This is a genomic window from Micromonospora yangpuensis, assembly GCF_900091615.1.
GTDB classification, from domain to species: Bacteria; Actinomycetota; Actinomycetes; order Mycobacteriales; family Micromonosporaceae; genus Micromonospora; species Micromonospora yangpuensis.
This window is the reverse complement of sequence record NZ_FMIA01000002.1, coordinates 4802558-4818181: the sequence shown is the minus strand read 5'-3', so window position 1 is coordinate 4818181 and position 15624 is coordinate 4802558. Positions and strand designations below refer to the sequence as shown.

14 protein-coding genes are annotated in these 15624 nt (G+C 72.8%); 2 read left to right on the top strand and 12 right to left on the bottom strand.

The annotated features are described in order from the left end of the window. Positions 1–23: 23 nt before the first annotated feature. From GA0070617_RS21670 to GA0070617_RS21630, 9 genes are all read right to left on the bottom strand, one after another. Entirely contained in the window at positions 24–1592 is a 1569-nt protein-coding gene (locus GA0070617_RS21670; RefSeq protein ID WP_217628854.1) for an amidohydrolase family protein, read from the bottom strand. 216 nt (positions 1593–1808) lie between these two features. After that, positions 1809–3230 carry an acyl-CoA carboxylase subunit beta gene (locus GA0070617_RS21665; RefSeq protein ID WP_091441690.1) on the bottom strand — a complete coding sequence of 474 codons (1422 nt, stop codon included), beginning with the start codon at positions 3228–3230 and terminating at the stop codon, positions 1809–1811. 22 nt (positions 3231–3252) lie between these two features. Then, positions 3253–4479 (bottom strand): beta-ketoacyl-ACP synthase II, encoded by a 1227-nt coding sequence (fabF, locus tag GA0070617_RS21660; protein WP_091441687.1) that lies wholly within the window; start codon positions 4477–4479, stop codon positions 3253–3255. A 1-nt stretch (position 4480) separates the two neighbouring features. After that, positions 4481–4720, bottom strand: a complete 240-nt coding sequence (locus GA0070617_RS21655) for an acyl carrier protein (RefSeq protein WP_053653162.1) — start codon at positions 4718–4720, stop codon at positions 4481–4483. A 127-nt stretch (positions 4721–4847) separates the two neighbouring features. Then, positions 4848–5795 (bottom strand): beta-ketoacyl-ACP synthase III, encoded by a 948-nt coding sequence (locus tag GA0070617_RS21650; protein WP_091441685.1) that lies wholly within the window; start codon positions 5793–5795, stop codon positions 4848–4850. Beyond that, entirely contained in the window at positions 5792–6961 is a 1170-nt protein-coding gene (locus tag GA0070617_RS21645) for an acyltransferase domain-containing protein (protein ID WP_091441682.1), read from the bottom strand. The genes GA0070617_RS21650 and GA0070617_RS21645 overlap by 4 nt, the downstream gene beginning before the upstream one ends. An 87-nt stretch (positions 6962–7048) precedes the next feature. Continuing rightward, positions 7049–8284 carry a PucR family transcriptional regulator gene (locus tag GA0070617_RS21640; protein WP_091441680.1) on the bottom strand — a complete coding sequence of 412 codons (1236 nt, stop codon included), beginning with the start codon at positions 8282–8284 and terminating at the stop codon, positions 7049–7051. Between the two features lie 129 nt (positions 8285–8413). Beyond that, the gene (locus tag GA0070617_RS21635) at positions 8414–9091 is read right to left on the bottom strand and encodes a response regulator (protein WP_091441677.1); all 678 of its coding nucleotides are present in this window, start codon (positions 9089–9091) and stop codon (positions 8414–8416) included. After that, positions 9088–10377, bottom strand: coding sequence for a sensor histidine kinase (locus GA0070617_RS21630; RefSeq protein ID WP_217628853.1), 1290 nt, complete (start codon positions 10375–10377; stop codon positions 9088–9090). Before GA0070617_RS21630 ends, GA0070617_RS21635 begins: the two co-directional genes overlap by 4 nt. Positions 10378–10586: 209 nt before the next feature. Between GA0070617_RS21630 and GA0070617_RS21625 the strand changes: the two genes are divergently transcribed. Then, positions 10587–10919 carry a hypothetical protein gene (locus GA0070617_RS21625; protein ID WP_091441673.1) on the top strand — a complete coding sequence of 111 codons (333 nt, stop codon included), beginning with the start codon at positions 10587–10589 and terminating at the stop codon, positions 10917–10919. A gap of 8 nt (positions 10920–10927) precedes the next feature. On the opposite strand, the gene GA0070617_RS21620 is transcribed toward GA0070617_RS21625, so the two are convergent. Then, positions 10928–11617 carry a hypothetical protein gene (locus tag GA0070617_RS21620; RefSeq protein ID WP_091441670.1) on the bottom strand — a complete coding sequence of 230 codons (690 nt, stop codon included), beginning with the start codon at positions 11615–11617 and terminating at the stop codon, positions 10928–10930. A gap of 242 nt (positions 11618–11859) precedes the next feature. Between GA0070617_RS21620 and GA0070617_RS21615 the strand changes: the two genes are divergently transcribed. Further along, positions 11860–12468, top strand: coding sequence for a copper resistance CopC family protein (locus tag GA0070617_RS21615; protein WP_229688226.1), 609 nt, complete (start codon positions 11860–11862; stop codon positions 12466–12468). A gap of 325 nt (positions 12469–12793) precedes the next feature. On the opposite strand, the gene gltX is transcribed toward GA0070617_RS21615, so the two are convergent. Together gltX and GA0070617_RS21605 are read right to left on the bottom strand one after the other, a co-directional pair. Next, positions 12794–14203: a glutamate--tRNA ligase gene (gltX, locus tag GA0070617_RS21610; RefSeq protein ID WP_091446940.1), complete on the bottom strand. Its 1410-nt coding sequence runs from the start codon at positions 14201–14203 to the stop codon at positions 12794–12796. 137 nt (positions 14204–14340) lie between these two features. Then, entirely contained in the window at positions 14341–15600 is a 1260-nt protein-coding gene (locus tag GA0070617_RS21605) for an MFS transporter (RefSeq protein WP_175440616.1), read from the bottom strand. Positions 15601–15624 lie beyond the last annotated feature (24 nt).

Below are 15624 nucleotides of genomic sequence, written 5' to 3'. Positions count from 1 at the left end.
GTGCCCCAGCCGGCGGGCTGGATTCAGAACGCGGGGGGTTTCGAGGTGGTCGGGGTGAGGATCCCACCGGCCCGGGTACGGACGGCGTGCGCGGCTGCCGCCGCGTTCCGGACCACCTTGTCGACGTCGTGGCTGACCACCGACCTGTTCCGTTTAACGATCCGACCGTCGATGAGCACCGTGTCGATGTTCGCCGGGGTGGCCGAGCGCACCACCGTCGACTCCAGGTCGCCGACGGGGGCGATGTTCAGGTCGTCGGCCCGGATCAGGATGATGTCGGCCCGCTTGCCGGGGGTGATCGACCCGGTGACCTTCTCCAGGCCGAGGGCCTTCGCGCCGTTGATGGTGGCCATCTCGATCGCCTGCCGGAACACTACCGCCGGCAGGTCGGCGGTGTCCGTACCCAGGTACGGGATACCCAGGTTCCAGGCCACGTTCATCGACTCGAACATGTTGATCGGGGCCAACGAGCTGGCGTCGAACGACAGCGAGACGGTGATCCCGGCGGCCAGCATCCGCAGCAGTTGGCCGTGGAACCCGCCGGCGGTGCCGAGCCGCAACTCGGAGTGCACCGAGAAGCTGACCGGTGCGCCGGTGCGGACCATCGCCTGCCGGTCCGCCTCGTCGAACGGCAGGGCGTGGCAGAGGAGGAAGTCCGGCCCGAGTACGCCCATCCGCTCCAGTTCGGCGGCGCGTACGGCGGTGGTGGGTCCCTGACCGGAGTGCACCGAGACAGGCAGTTTGCGCTTCTGCACCTCGGTCATCTCGACCAGGAAGTTCGCCAGCTGTCCCGGCCCGCGCAGGTTCACTCCCAGATGGACCAAGCCGTCAAACGGGGACCTGGTGCCGAACCAGGTACGGGTCACCCGGTCGATGTCGGCGAAGTCGATCGGTTGGGTGCCGGGCTGACCGTCCCGGTGCCCGTACGAGTAGCGGGCCCGGACCAGGCCGTCGGCGTGGGCGTGCAGCTCGGCGTCGGCGTACTCCGGGCCCCGGGTGTTGTGCGACCAGTTGTTGACCGTGGTGATGCCGGCGCTGGCGCACTCCACCAGACCCAGCAGCACGCTGTGGTAGAAGTCGTCCGGCCGGTACGCGGCGACGGTCGCCGATTTCGCGGCGAAGTACTCGAAACCGGTGGAGACGAAATTGCGGCCGAGGGCACTCCACATGTGATAGTGGGTTTCCACGAATCCGGGCATGGCGATCATGCGGGAGGCGTCGATCACTTTGGCGCCGCGGGGCGTGAGATTGGTGCCGACCTGGACGATCCGGCCGTCGCGTACCTCGATGTCGGCCTTGGCCCGGTTACCGATCGCCGGGTCGACGGAGACCAGCGCGGCCCCTTTGATCAGGTAGTGTCCTCGCGCCGGCTTCTTGCCGGGGCGGCTGTTCGGGGTGTGCGGGCCGGCGGCGGCGGTCGCCGGGGAACCGGCGAGAAACGGCGCGACGGCGGTGGCTCCGGCGGCGGCGAGAATCGCCCGCCGGCCGATCGGGTGCGCTGGAACAGGCCTGCCGCAATCGTCGAAAAGTGTCGTTCCGTCGATGTTCTGAGAATCGCCGTACGAAGGCTCGGGGGCCATGGGGGTATGCATGAGCGAAAGCTAGGAAGGGGTCGTTTCGGGCCGATCACACGCCGATGACCATGGAATGAAGTCGCTGGTCGGCCTGCGGTCTGGCACCCGGCCGACGACCGGGTGTGACGATGCGTGCCCTGCTCCTCGACCCACCGCCACCCACCCGGGCTCGGGCGTTAAGAAGGGCCCCCTGCTATACCGAAAGCGTTAGCAGGGGGCCCTTCCTTACCCCCGTTAGAGGGGGATGTTGCCGTGGGCGCCGCGGGCGGCGGGGGCGGCGGCGAGGGCCTCGGCGATCCGTCGCCGGGTCTCCGCCGGCTTGATCACATCGTCGACCACGCCGATCTCCAGCGCCCGGTTCACCCCGCCGGCCACCTCGATCTGCTCGGCGATCAGCTGGGCGCGCAGCGCCTCGCGCTCCTCGGCGGGGGCGGCGGCGAGCTTCTTGCGGTGCAGGATGTTGACCGCGGCGCTGGCCCCCATCACCGCGACCTCCGCGTTCGGCCAGGCGAAGACCGCGGTCGCGCCGAGCGAGCGGGAGTTCATCGCGATGTACGCCCCGCCGTACGCCTTGCGGGTCACCAGGGTCACCCGCGGCACCACCGCCTCGGAGAAGGCGTGCAGCAGCTTCGCCCCGCGCCGGACCACGCCGTCCCACTCCTGACCCAGGCCGGGCAGGTAGCCGGGCACGTCCACCAGCACGATCAGCGGCACCCCGAGCGAGTCGCACATCCGCACGAACCGGGCCGCCTTCTCGGCGCTGGAGGCGTCGAGGCAGCCGCCGAGGCGCAGCGGGTTGTTGGCGATCACGCCGACCGTCCGGCCGGCGAACCGGCCGAGCGTGGTGACCACGTTCGGCGCCCACTTGGCGTGCAGCTCCACGCCGGGGGCGTCGAGCAGCGCCTTGACCACCGGCTTGACGTCGTAGGCCCGGTTGGTCTCGACCGGCATCTTCGCCGTCAGGTCGTGCCCGGTCTGGTCGCCGGCCACGTCGTCGGGGGAGAGCCGGCCCTGGTGGCCCAGGAGCGCGGCCAGTTTGCGCGACTCGGCAAGTGCCGCCGCGTCGTCGGCGCAGGTCACGTGCACCACGCCGGAGCGTCGGCCGTGCGCCTCGGGGCCGCCGAGGCGCTCCATGTCGACCTGCTCGCCGGTGACGCTGCGGACCACCTCGGGGCCGGTCACGAAGATCCGTCCACCGCCGCTCATCACCACGATGTCGGTGAGCGCCGGCCCGTAGGCCGCGCCACCGGCGGCCGGACCGAACACCACCGAGATCTGCGGTACCCGGCCGGAGGCCCGGACCATGGCGGCGAAGACCTGGCCGACGGCGTCGAGCGCGACCACGCCCTCGGCCAGTCGTGCGCCACCGGAGTGCCAGAGGCCGAGCACCGGCACCCGCTCCCGGACGGCGGTGTCGATCGCCTCCACGATGTGCCGGCACCCCTCGGTGCCCATCGCGCCGCCCATCCGGGTGGCGTCGGTGGCGTACGCGATGGCCGGCGTGCCCTCGATCTCACCGCGCGCGCAGAGCACCCCGGAGGTGTCCGGCGGAGCCAGCAGGCGCAGCGTGCCGGCGTCGAACAGGGCCCGCAGCCGGACCTGTGGGTCCCGGTGGTCGACCGTCGAGCTGTCAGCGGCGATGGCGGTGGTCGTCACTTGAGCCTCCAAGGCTGTGGTCTCAGGCCCGCGTGAAGACGAGAGCCACGTTGTGACCGCCGAAGCCGAACGCGTTGTTCAGTGCGGCGGGGATCTCCATGTGCCGCGCCTTGTGCGCGGCCACCTCCAGGTCGAGGTTCTCGTCCGGGTCGTCGAGGTTGATCGTCGGCGGCACCACGGAGTCCCGGATGGCCAGGATGGTGGCGATCGACTCCAGCGCGCCGGCCGCGCCGAGCAGGTGCCCGGTCATCGACTTGGTGGCCGTCAGCACCGGGTGGTCGCCGAGGGCCGCCCGCAGCGCGCCGATCTCCAGCATGTCCCCGACCGGGGTGGAGGTGGCGTGGGCGTTGACGTGCATGATGTCGGTCTTCGCCACGTCCGCGTCGGCGATCGCCTTCTTGATCGCGCGGATCGCGCCCTCGCCCTCGGCGTGCGGCTGCACGATGTCGTACGCGTCGGAGGTGACCCCCGCCCCGGCGAGCCGGGCGTAGACCTTGGCGCCCCGGGCGGCGGCGTGGTCGGCGCGTTCCAGGATCAGCACGCCGGCGCCCTCACCGAGCACGAAGCCGTCCCGGCCCTTGTCCCACGGGCGGGAGGCCCGCTCGGGGTCGTCGTTGCGGGTCGACATGGCCCGCATCGAGGCGAAACCGGCGATCGGCAGCGCATGGATGACCGCCTCGGTGCCGCCGGCCACCACCACGTCGGCCCGACCGGCGCGGATCAGGTCCAGGCCGAGCGAGATGGCTTCGGCGCCGGTGGCGCAGGCGCTGGCCACCGAGTGCACGCCGGCCTTCGCGCCCAGCTCCAGCCCCACCCAGGCGGCGGGGCCGTTGGGCATCAGCATCGGCACGGTGTGCGGGGAGACCCGCCGGGGACCGGAGGCCTCCAGGATGTCGTCCTGGTCGAGCAGGGTGATCGCGCCACCTATCCCGGAACCCACGCTCACCGCCAGCCGCTCCGGGTCCAGCCCGGAGTCGGCCAGCGCCGAGTCGGCCCAGGCCTGCCGGGCGGCGATCAGCGCGATCGCCTCGGACCGGTCCAGCCGGCGCAGCTTGACCCGGTCGATCAGCTCGGACGGGTCGACGGCGAGTTTGGCGGCGATCCGGACCGGCAGCTGGGCGGCCCACTCCTGGGTGAGGGCACCCACCCCGGAGCGGCCGGCGAGCATGGCGTCCCAGGTCGACGCGACGTCCCCGCCCAGCGGAGTGGTCGCGCCGATCCCGGTGACGACGACGTCGATGCGGCTCATGTCAGGACTGCGCCTCGATGTAGCTGACCGCGTCACCGACGGTCTTCAGGTTCTGTACCTCGTTGTCCGGGATCTTGACGCCGAACTTCTCCTCGGCGGCGACCACGACCTCCACCATGGAGAGCGAGTCGACGTCCAGGTCGTCGGTGAAGGACTTCCCCTCGGCCACGTCGTCCGGGTTCACCCCGGCCACCTCTTCCAGGATCTCGGCGAGGCCGGTGGTGATCTCGTCACGGGTCATTGCGGTTGGTTCCTCTCATAGCGGTTCAACTCCACGGTCGGCGACGCCGACCGGCACGCTCCGGTGCGTACGCTCCGGAGTGAGCATCGGGACCTCACGGCGGGCGCCGGAGGTTCGGGGGCACATCTCAGGGGCAGCGGACGACCTGACCGGCGTAGGTCAGGCCGCCACCGAAGCCGAACAGCAGGACCGGCGCGCCGGCCGGCACCTCCCGGCGCTCCACCAGCTTGGACAGGGCCAGCGGCACGCTCGCCGCCGAGGTGTTGCCGGACTCGACGATGTCCTTGGCGACGACCGCGTTGGGCATGCCGAGTCGACGGGCGATGCCGTCGATGATCCGGGTGTTGGCCTGGTGCGGCACGAACGCGGCGATCTCCTCCGGGTCCACCCCGGCCCGCTCGCAGGCCTGCCGGGCCAGTGGGGCCAGCGAGGTGGTGGCCCAGCGGAACACCGACTGGCCCTCCTGCCGCACGTACGGGCGCCAGCCCTCGATGCGTACCGCGTCGCTCTTCTCCGGCACCGAGCCCCAGACCACCGGGCCGACCCCGGGGGCCTCGTCCTCGGCGGTGGCGGTCAGCACCGCGGCGCCCGCGCCGTCGGCGAAGATGATGCAGGTCGAACGGTCGGTCCAGTCGACGAAGTCGGAGAGCTTCTCGGCGCCGATGACCAGCGCGTTGCGGGACGCCCCGGCGCGGATCGCGTGGTCGACCGTGCCGAGGGCGTACGCGAAGCCGGAGCAGGCGGTGTTGATGTCGTACGCCCCGGGCGCGTTGATGCCGAGCTTGCCGGCGACCCGGCAGGCCACGTTCGGGCTGCGGTCGATCGCGGTGCAGGTGGCCACCACGACCAGGTCGATGTCGGCGGCGGTCAGCCCGGAGTTGGCCAGGGCCTTCGCCGCGGCGGCGGCGGCCATGTCGCTCACCGTCTCACCGTTCTCGGCGATCCGCCGGCTGACGATGCCGACCCGGTCCCGGATCCACTCGTCGTTGGTCTCGACCAGTTGGGCGATCTCGTCGTTGGTCACCACCTGGGACGGCTGGTAGTGCCCGAGCGAGACGATCCGACTGCCAGTCATACCTGACCTCCGATGCGGGCGAGCGGCTGCCCGGGAGCGACCGGATCGTCGTGGTGGGCGAGCCATTCGGTGAGCGTTCCGCTGGCGTGCGCGGTCACCTCGACCGCTCCCTGTCGGGTGGTGATCTGGCCGATGACCTGGCCGGTGCGCAGGTCGGTGCCCTCGGTGAGCTCTTCGGCCGGCTGGAAGGTGCCCGCGGCGGGGGCCACCACCACCCGGAAGGCGATGGTCGGCTCGTGCCCGGGGGCGCTGCCGTGCCGGGCGATCAGGGCCCGGGCGGCGGGCAGGTCGTCCGGGGTGTTCAGGGTGACGATCTCCGGCGCGCCGGCGCCCTTGAGCTCCCGCTTGACCATTCCGGCGAGGGTGCCGGCCGGCGGCAGCTCCAGCACACCGGTCACCCCGAGGTCGGCCAGGGTGCGCATGCACAGGTCCCACCGGACTCCCGCGGTGACCTGGCGAACCAGTCGCTGCACCATGTCCCGGCCGTGGTTGACCGCCGAGCCGTCGAGGTTGGACAGCAGGATCCGACCGGGGTCGGCGGGGGTGATGCCGGCGGCCACCGTGGCGAGGGCCTCCTCGGCCGGGGCCATGTACGGGGTGTGGAACGCCCCTGCCACCTGCAACCGGACGACCCGGGTCTTGGCCGGCGGGTCGGCGGCGAGCTTCTCCAGCCCGGCGACGGCACCGGCGGCGACGATCTGACCGCTGCCGTTGCGGTTGGCCGCGTGCAGCCCGGTCGCCTCGATCGCGGCGAGCACCTCGGCCGGGTCGCCGCCGAGCAGCGCGGCCATCCCGGTGGGCTCCAGCGCGCAGGCGGCGGCCATCTCCCGGCCGCGTACCCCGGCGAGGGTGACGGCCGCCTCGGCCGGCAGCACGCCGGCCAGCGCCGCGGCGGCCAGCTCACCGACGCTGTGCCCGGCGGTCACCTGCACGTCGTGCATGGGCAGGTGTTCCGCGGCGAGCAGGGCCGCGGCGACCAGCAGTGGCTGGGTGCGTGCGGTGTCCTTGATCTCGTCGGCGTCCGCCGTGGTGCCGAGGCGGACCAGGTCGACCCCGGCCAGCGCCGACCACCAGCGCAGTCGTGCCTCGGTGCCGGTGAGATCGAGCCAGGGGGTCAGGAAGCCGGGTTTCTGGGAACCCTGGCCGGGTGAGAGTACGGCGAGCACGACTACGACTCTTCCGGATACTCGACGGCCGCGCCCTGTCGACAGGCACCAAACCGCACTAGAAGGTTTGGAGGGATCCTACAAATATTAGCGTTGATCATCAGATTTTTGGGGCGTTTTGTCGCCCAGCGGGTTTGTTGCCGGGTTGACCGGCAGCGGATCCAACCGGCCCACGACCAACGCGATCTGGAGCGTGAACGCGTCCCGGGGCGTCAGCGGCGAGAAGCCCGTCACGTCGCCGATCCGCCGCAACCGGTAGCGGACCGTGTTCGGGTGCACGAACAACGCGCGGGCCGCACTCTCCAACGTCCCGCCGGCGGCCAGGAACGCGTCCAGGGTCTCCAGCAGCTCGCCACCGGCGCGCACCAGGGTCGCGTACACGTCGTGGCGCAGCCGGCGACGGGCCTCGGCGTCGCCGGCCAGGGCCCGCTCCGGCAGCAGGTCCGCCGCCGGCACCGGGCGGGGCGCACCCGGCCACGCCGGTGCGGCCCGGAACCCGGCCAGCGCGGCCCGCGCCGACTCCGTCGCCCCGTCCAGACTCGGCACCGCCGGACCCACCACCACCGGTCCGGCCCCGAACGCGGTCGACAGCTTCTCGGTGGCCGCCACCGGATCGGCGGCACCACCGAGCACGATCACCAACCGGTCACCGTGCACACCACCGATCACCTCGACACCGATCCGGCGGGCCTGCCGGTACACGGTGTGCAGCACCGCCGTCACCTCGCCGCCGGGGGAGCGGCCCACCGCCACCGCCACCGGCGGCGCGTCCGTCCAGCCCAGCGCCGCCGCCCGGCTGGCCAGCACGTCCGGCGAGTCGCCCCGGAGCAACGCGTCGACCAGCAGCGCCTGCAGCCGGGCGTCCCAGGCCCCCCGGGACTCGGCGGCGCGGGCGTACACCCGGGCGGCGGCGAAGGCGATCTCCCGGCTGAAGCGCAGCATCACCTCGCGTAGCTGCTGCTCCTCGCCCGGCGCGGCCAGGTGCCCGACCTGTTCCTCCACCACGTCGATGGTGACCTTCACCAGGGCGACGGTCTGCTGGAGGCTGATCGAGCGGGCCAACGCCTGGGGAGCGGTGGCGAAGACCTCGTCGGAGACCTCCTGGCTGCTGTCCGCCGTGCCACCGCCGTCGCGCAGCCACTGCACCAGGGACCGGACGCCGGCCTGGGCGACCAGCATCACCCAGGCGCGCTGGTCGGCCGGGAGCGCCCGGAACCAGGGCAGCGCCTCGTCCATCCGGCTCACGCTCGCGGTGGCCAACGCGCCCGCGGACCGTTCGATCCGCCGCAGCGTGGCCGACAACTCCGGACCATCCGTGCCCATCCCACCACCCTTGCACCCGTGCCGTCACCGCGCCGACCAGGGGGTCCGCCAGTCAGCCGCCGGTCAGCCGCCGCTCGGCCGTCGCGCAGCCGTCGCTCGGCCGTCGCGCAGCCGTCGCTCGGCCGTCGCTCAGCCGGCGGGCTCCGGCAGGCGCAGCTCCCGGGCCAGGATGGCCGCCTGAACCCGGCTGCGTAACTCCAGTTTGGCCAGGATCCGGCTGACGTGCGTCTTGGTAGTGCTCTCCGCCATCGACAGCCGGGCGGCGGTCTGCTGGTTGGACAGGCCGAGCCCCAGGCAGGCCAGCACGTCCCGCTCCCGGGGGGTCAGCGCGTCGACCGCCGCCCGGCCCGCCGTCGACGGGCCCGGTGAGGTGGCCGCGAAGGCGCCGATCAACGTGCGGGTCACCGCCGGGGCGATGATCCCCTCACCGCGCGCCACCGTCCGCACCGCCGCCACCAGCCCCGCCGCGTCGGTGTCCTTGAGCAGGAAGCCAGCCGCCCCCGCCCGGAGCGCGCCGAAGACGTACTCGTCGAGGTCGAAGGTGGTCAGCACCAGCACGTCGGCCAGGTGTTCGGCGACGATCTGGCGGGTCGCCGAGATGCCGTCCAGCACCGGCATCCGGATGTCCAGCACCGCCACGTCCGGCCGCAGCGACCGGCACAGCCGCACCGCCGCCCGGCCGTCGGCGGCCTCCCCGACCACCTCGACCTCCGGCGTGGCGTCCAGGATCAACGCCAGCCCGGCCCGGACCGCCGGCTGGTCGTCGGCGAGCACCACCCGCACCGTCGTACCCGTCGGGTCGGTCACGTCGCCTCCGTCGTCGGTAGTTCGGCGCGTACCCGCCACTGCCCGTCCTCGGCCGCCGCGGAGAACCGGCCGGCCAGCAGCACCGTCCGTTCCCGCATCCCGATCAGGCCGGCGCCCGCGCCGGGCAGACCGTCGGGCCCGTCGCGCACCGGGTTGGTCACCGTCACCACCACCGACCCCATCCGGTACGCGACCAGCAGTTCCGCCTCCCCACCGCCGTGCTTGAGCGCGTTGGTGAGTGACTCCTGCACGATCCGGTACCCGGCCAGGTCGACCGCGACCGGCACCCGTCGGGCCGTTCCGGTGACCCGTTCCCGCACCGTCAGACCGGCCGCCCTGGCCCGGTTCACCAGCACCGGCACCTCACTGAGCCGGGCCCGGACCGCCTCCTCGGCCGGCGCCCTCGCCTCGTCGGCCGGCGCCCTCGCGTGGTCGGCCGGCGGCACCGCCTCGCAGGCCGGCTCCCGGAGCAGCCCGATCATCTGCCGCATCTCGGCCAACCCCTGCACGCTGTTCTCCCGGATGACCCGCAACGCGGAGTCGACGCGCGCCCGGTCCAGCCCCGGCACCGACAACACCGCGGTGGCGTGGATGGCCACCGCGCTGAGGTGGTTGGCGACCACGTCGTGCAGTTCCCGGGCCATCCGGGAACGTTCGGCGTTGACCGCCTGCCGCCGGTCCAGCTCGGCCAGCCGGGCGGTCTGCTCGGCCCGTTGCCGCTCGGCGATCGCGCGGCCCTGTTCGGCGGTGGCCCGCTCTCGCTCGGCGGTGGCCCGTTCCCGTTCGACGGCGGCCTGGTCGCGGTACTGCCGCACGCTCGTCCCGGTCAACACCGGCAGCAGCCCGACCAGGGCCACCAGGACGCCCAGCCCCAGCGCCCGCCAGTCCCGCAACAGCACGACTCCGGCCAGCGGAACCGCGACGGTCAGCCCGACGGTCACCCCGAGCAGCCGCCGCCAGAGTCGCACCGAGCCGTACACGCAGGAGTCGTAGAGCACCTGGGTGTAGATGATCGAGGTGGCCACCGAGCCGCCCAGCACCAGGTCGCCGAGGAGCGCCACGGTGCCCAACGCCAGACCGGTGCGGGTGGCCACCCGGCGCAGCGCCACCGCCACGCAGACCGCCGCCAGCGGCACCAGGAACCACCCCACCGGCACCGCCGGCCGCCAGCCGAGGTCGGCCCGGAAGCCGATCCCGTGCATGATCAGTCCGCCGGCCAGTGAGACGCCGGCCAGCGCCAGGTCCCGGCCCCGGGTCGCTGGCGGGGGCCACGGCAGTGCGCGCACGGGGCCGATCACACCACACCGGCCGGGGGCCCACCTCCGTCATCTGGACGATGCCGGGCCCGCGCGCCTACTCCCTTCGACCCACCCCGTCCCCGGTCTACCCGGGGACCGGGTGGGCGGGGGCCGGGTGGGTGGGTCGGACCGGGCCAGTACGGTGACAGGGCACGTCGGGGCAACCCGTCCGGCGAGGGAACGTGAGGAGACCGCCGATGGCGCACGGGGAGGCCGAGCACGGCTGCGCCCAGGGTGAGACCTGCCGGCCGGGCCAGCACGAGCAGTCGACGGGGGCGAAGCACCACCACCGCCGGACGGCCGGCGGGCCGCCGTACCCCGGTGAGCCGATCCCCGAGCGTGCCGACGAGGAGCCGACGGTGCCCCGACAGCGCGTTGCCGAACCGCCCACCGTGGCCGACCCCGCGTCGACGGCCGAGCAGGGTTGCCTCAGCGACCTGCCGGGCTGGGCCGGGGCCCACCGGCACGGCCCGGTGCGGCCCCGCCGCCGGGGCGGCCGGCGGGAACGGCCACCCCAGCGCTGGTGCTGACCCTCGCCTCAGCGGGTGCGACGACGGACGAGCAGCGCGATGCCGGCGAGCCCGGCGGTGATCGTCACCACCACGGCCACGTTGAGCAGCAACAACCGCTGCAACGCACCCATGCTCTCGTTGATGCTCTTGCTCGGGTCCAGCGAGTCGTCCGGGATCACCCGCTCGCCGCCACCGATACCACCGGTCAACGTGTCGAGCTGCCGCTCCAGCGGCACCCCGGCGATCCGCAGCGTCTCCGACATGTTCAGCCGCCCGAGGAACCAGCCGGCACCGGTCTTGCGGCCGTCGGGCTGCTTGGCCGGGCGGTGGATCCGGGGACCGCCGTTCGCTCGCGGGTAGAGGTCGTACGTCTGCTTGGGAACGTCCCCGGCGAGCACCACGACGGTGTACTTCGGACCGAGGTCGGCAGCCTTGGGACCCTTGCTCTGCCCGGTCGCCCGGCTCAGCCAGTTGACCTGGTCGATGACGGCGACCACGTGGGCATGCCGGTCGCTCTCGCGCAGCCGCAGCGGCTCGGTGATCCCGACGCCGGTGATGTCCACGCCAGCCGGTGGCGGCTTCGGCTTCGGCGCGGCCTGCGCCGGGTGGGACAGGCTCGGCGCGGCCTGCGCCGCGCTGGACAGGCCCAGGGAGAGGCTAGCTCCCAGCAGCACTCCGGTCAGTACCTTCAACAGCCGGCTCGTCCTGTCGAACACCGCCGCCTCCTCGCCCCGTCGATGGATGGCTTTGCTGCATGGTCACGCGTTGGTTGACGGCGGTGACCGTGCCCACAGGCCGGATGTCCACCTCAAGGGTTGCAGAACGACGCTCGATTGCAGCTACTGGAAGACTAATTGGAACTATCTGCGATCTCGACTCGACCAATGACCAGCCGTTTGATCAGCGGGCGGATCTTACCTTTACGGAGGAGCACATGGGGGGCAGGGCAGCACGTGTGGTGCGGACCTCGGTGACGTTGCTCGGCGCGGTGCTCGGATTGTCCCTGTTGTTGCCGGTGTCGCCGGCGGCCGCACACAACTCGTTCACCGGCAGCGACCCGCGCGACGGGGCCCGGTTGGCGGAGGCACCCGAGCGGGTCGAGCTGCGTTTCCTGGCGAAACTTCCAGCGGATAAGACGAAGATCACAATCACCGGGCCGGACGACGCCTCCGCCGTGGCGGGGGAGCCGACCTTCTCCGGCAGTCGGGTACGGGTGCCGTTCAAGCCCGGTCCGGCCGGCCGCTACGTGGTGGCGTACGAGCTGCCGTCGGCCGACGGGCACCCGATCAAGGGCGAGGTGGAGTTCACCCTGACCACCGGTGCCCCGGCCGAGCCGTCCCCCAGCCCGGCGACCCCGACCGGGTCACCCTCGGCAACCGAACCCGCCGCCGCGCCGTCGCCGACCGCGTCGGCGGTGGAGTCCGAGCCCGCCCCGGCCGAGCCGGTGCCGGCAGCCGACAACCAGTCCGACGCCGGCAGCCCCTGGCTCTGGGTGATCGGCGGCCTGGTTCTGCTGGCCGCGCTCGGCACCGGTCTGCTGTTCCGCCGCCGAGCCACCCGTCGCTGACCACCCGGCCGGCCGCTGACACGACGACCAGCGGCCGGCCCTACTGCTCACGGCGACCGGCCCTCGGCCCTACGCCCCACGGCGACCCGCCCACGGCCCTACGCCCCACGGCGACCCGCCCTCGGCCCTACGGCGACCCGCCCTCGGCCCTACGGCGACCCGCCCTCGGCCCTACGGCGACCCGCCCACGGCGACGGCGGCCGGCCCTACGGCCCACGGCTACCAGCGACCGGTCCACGGCGACCGGCGGCCCGGCCCCCGACGGCTGCCGTGAAAGGGGTACCCCGCTATACCGGAAGCGTTAACAGGGGGCCCTTCCTTACGGTCAGGGGAGGCGGAGGCGGGCGGCGCGGAGGCGGGCCAGGGTGCGCTCGCGACCGAGCACCTCCAACGACTCGAAGAGCGGCAGGCCGACGGTCCGGCCGGTGACCGCGACCCGGACCGGTGCCTGCGCCTTGCCGAGCTTCAGGCCGTGTTCGGTGCCGACCGACTCCAGGGTCGACTTGAGGGTCGGGGCGTCCCAGGTGGTGACCGCCGCGTAGGCGGCGATGGCGGCGTCCAGCAGTTCGGCGGCGCCGGCCTTCATCGCCTTGGCCCAGGCGGCCTCGTCGATCAGCGGGTCGGCGAGGAAGAGGAAGTCGACGTTCGGCACGATCTCGCTGAGCACCGCGATCCGGGTCTGGGCCAGCGGCGCGACGGCGGCGAACGCCTCGGCGTCGAACTCCGCCGGCTGCCAGGGCGGCGGCGGGATGGTGGCGGTGCCGGTGAGCCACGGCCCGCAGACGGCGATGAACTCCTCCACCGTCAGGGCCCGGATGTACTCCCCGTTGAAGGCGCGCAGCTTCTTCTCGTCGAAGAAGGCCGGCGACGGGTTCACCTCGTCCAGCCGGAACTCCTCCTCGATCACCGACCAGGGCACGATCTCCCGGTCGTTGGAGGGGGCCCAGCCCAGCAGCATCAGGTAGTTGCGCATCGCGGCGGCCAGGTAGCCCTCGTCCCGGTACGCCTCCAGGGCGACCTTGTCCCGACGCTTGGAGAGCTTCTGGCGCTTCTCGTTGACCACCACCGGCACGTGTGCCCAGACCGGTGGCTGCGCCCCCAGCGCGACCCAGAGCAGTTGCTGCTTGGGGGTGTTGGGCAGGTGCTCCTCGGCCCGGATCACATGGGTGATCCCCATCGTCATGTCGTCGACCACGTTGGCCAACAGGAACACCGGTGAGCCGTCACCCCGGGCGATGACGAAGTCCTCGATCAGCTTGTTCTCGAAGGTCGGCTCGCCCCGGATCAGGTCGACCACGACGGTCGTACCCTCGTCCGGGGTGCGGAAGCGCAGCGCCCGACCCGTGCCGGCGGTCAGTCCCCGGTCCCGGCAGAAGCCGTCGTAACCGGAGTACTGGGATCCGCTACGGGCCTGTACGGCCTCCCGGGTGCAGTCGCAGTAGTACGCCCGACCCTCGGTGTGCAGCCGCTGCGCGGCGGCCCGGTGCTCGGTGGCGTAGTGCGACTGGAAGTAGGGGCCCTCGTAGCCCTCGCGCTCGATGCCGATCCAGTCCAGCGCGGCGAGGATCCCCTCGGTCCACTCGGGTTTATTGCGGGCCGCGTCGGTGTCCTCGATGCGCAGCACGAACACCCCGCCCTGCTGCTGGGCGTAGATCCAGTTCTGCAGCGCCGAGCGGGCGCCGCCAACATGGAACATACCGGTCGGGGAAGGGGCGAAGCGTACACGAACCGTCACCACCCCAGCCTACGGCCGCCGCCCCAGCTGCAAGGAAGGGCCCCTTGTTATCGCTTCCGGTATAGGAAGGGCCCCCTCCAAACACCTGCCGGCGGGGGCCGCCGGACACCTGCCAGCGGGAGACGCCGGACACCCGCTCACGGCACGCTGCGGATCTTGACCACCAGGGCGCTGCCGAGCAGGGTGACCGCCGCGGTGACCGCGTACAGGGTGGGGTAGCCACCGAGGTGGACCACGATCGGGGCGGACATCGCCGGGCCGAGCACCTGCGGCGCCGAGTTCGCGATGTTGATCACGCCAAGGTCCTTGCCCCGGTCGGTGGCCATCGGCAGGACCTGCGTGATCAACGCGGCGTCGACCGACAGGTAGACCCCGTAGCCCGCGCCGAGCAGCAGCGCGGCGGCCATCGCCACCGGCCAGACCGGCGCGACCGCCAGCAGCAGCGCGGCCACCGCCATCACCAGCCCGGAGGTGATCACGTAGATCTTGCGCCGGCCGGAGCGGTCGGAGAGCCGACCGGAGAGCACGGCGGTGAGGATCATGCCGAGCGTGTAGAGCAGGATCAGCGTCAGCAGTCCGCCGGCAGGGTCGGGGTGGCGCAGCCCGTCGGTGAGGAAGTACAGCAGGTACAGGGTGCCCAACGCGTTGCCGAGCTGGACCAGGAACCGGGTCAGCCAGGCCCAGGCGAAGTCCGGGTGCCGGCGGGGGTCGATCCACATCGAGGCCAGCAGGGTCCGCGCCCGCAGTGCCGGCAGGTGCCGACGGGGCAGCGGGTCGTCGGCGGTGAGCAGCGCGAACGGCAGCGAGAGCAGCAGTACGGCCAGCGCGATCGTGGCGTACCCGGCGGTGTTGCCGGTGACCACGGCGGTCACCAGCACCGCGCCGAGCACCAGGCCGAGCGACTGCGGGATGCCCACCCAGCCGGAGACGCCGCCGCGCTGACGCACCGGCACCCGGTCCGGGATGCCGGCGGTGAGACTGGCCAGCATGGCGTTGAAGCAGACCTGCGCGGCCAGCCAGCCGAGCGCCACCCCGACGACGGTGTCCTGCCGGGACAGCAGCAGCAGGGCGAGCGCGCCGCCGACGGCACCCCCGGCGGTCCAGACGTGCCGCCGGCCCAGTTCCCGGCCGGCCACCCGCAGGCGGGTCCGGTCCGACAGCGCCCCGGCGAGTGGGTTGGCCAGCACCGCCGCCAGCGCGCCGAGACCGGTGACCACGGCGAACACCGCCTCCTTGTCGCCCGGGGCGATCCGCTCGATCTGCTGCGGCAGCAGCACCTGGATCGGGGTGAAGAAGGCCATCCACACCCCGAGGTTCGCCGCGAAGATCAGCGCGATCCAGCTCCGCCGGACCGGCACCCTCGGCTCGGCGAGCGCGGCGGGCAGCGACCCGGGCAAGGACCCGGGCAGCGGCCCAGGCAA

Bases quoted from the DNA above. Each gene is read 5' to 3' on its own strand.
- GA0070617_RS21670 (WP_217628854.1), bottom strand. From the start codon at position 1,592: ATGCATACCCCCATGGCCCCCGAGCCTTCGTACGGCGATTCTCAGAAC.
- GA0070617_RS21640 (WP_091441680.1), bottom strand. From the start codon at position 8,284: ATGGGCACGGATGGTCCGGAGTTGTCGGCCACGCTGCGGCGGATCGAA.
- GA0070617_RS21625 (WP_091441673.1), top strand. From the start codon at position 10,587: ATGGCGCACGGGGAGGCCGAGCACGGCTGCGCCCAGGGTGAGACCTGC.
- GA0070617_RS21655 (WP_053653162.1), bottom strand. From the start codon at position 4,720: ATGACCCGTGACGAGATCACCACCGGCCTCGCCGAGATCCTGGAAGAG.
- fabF (WP_091441687.1), bottom strand. From the start codon at position 4,479: ATGAGCCGCATCGACGTCGTCGTCACCGGGATCGGCGCGACCACTCCG.
- GA0070617_RS21650 (WP_091441685.1), bottom strand. From the start codon at position 5,795: ATGACTGGCAGTCGGATCGTCTCGCTCGGGCACTACCAGCCGTCCCAG.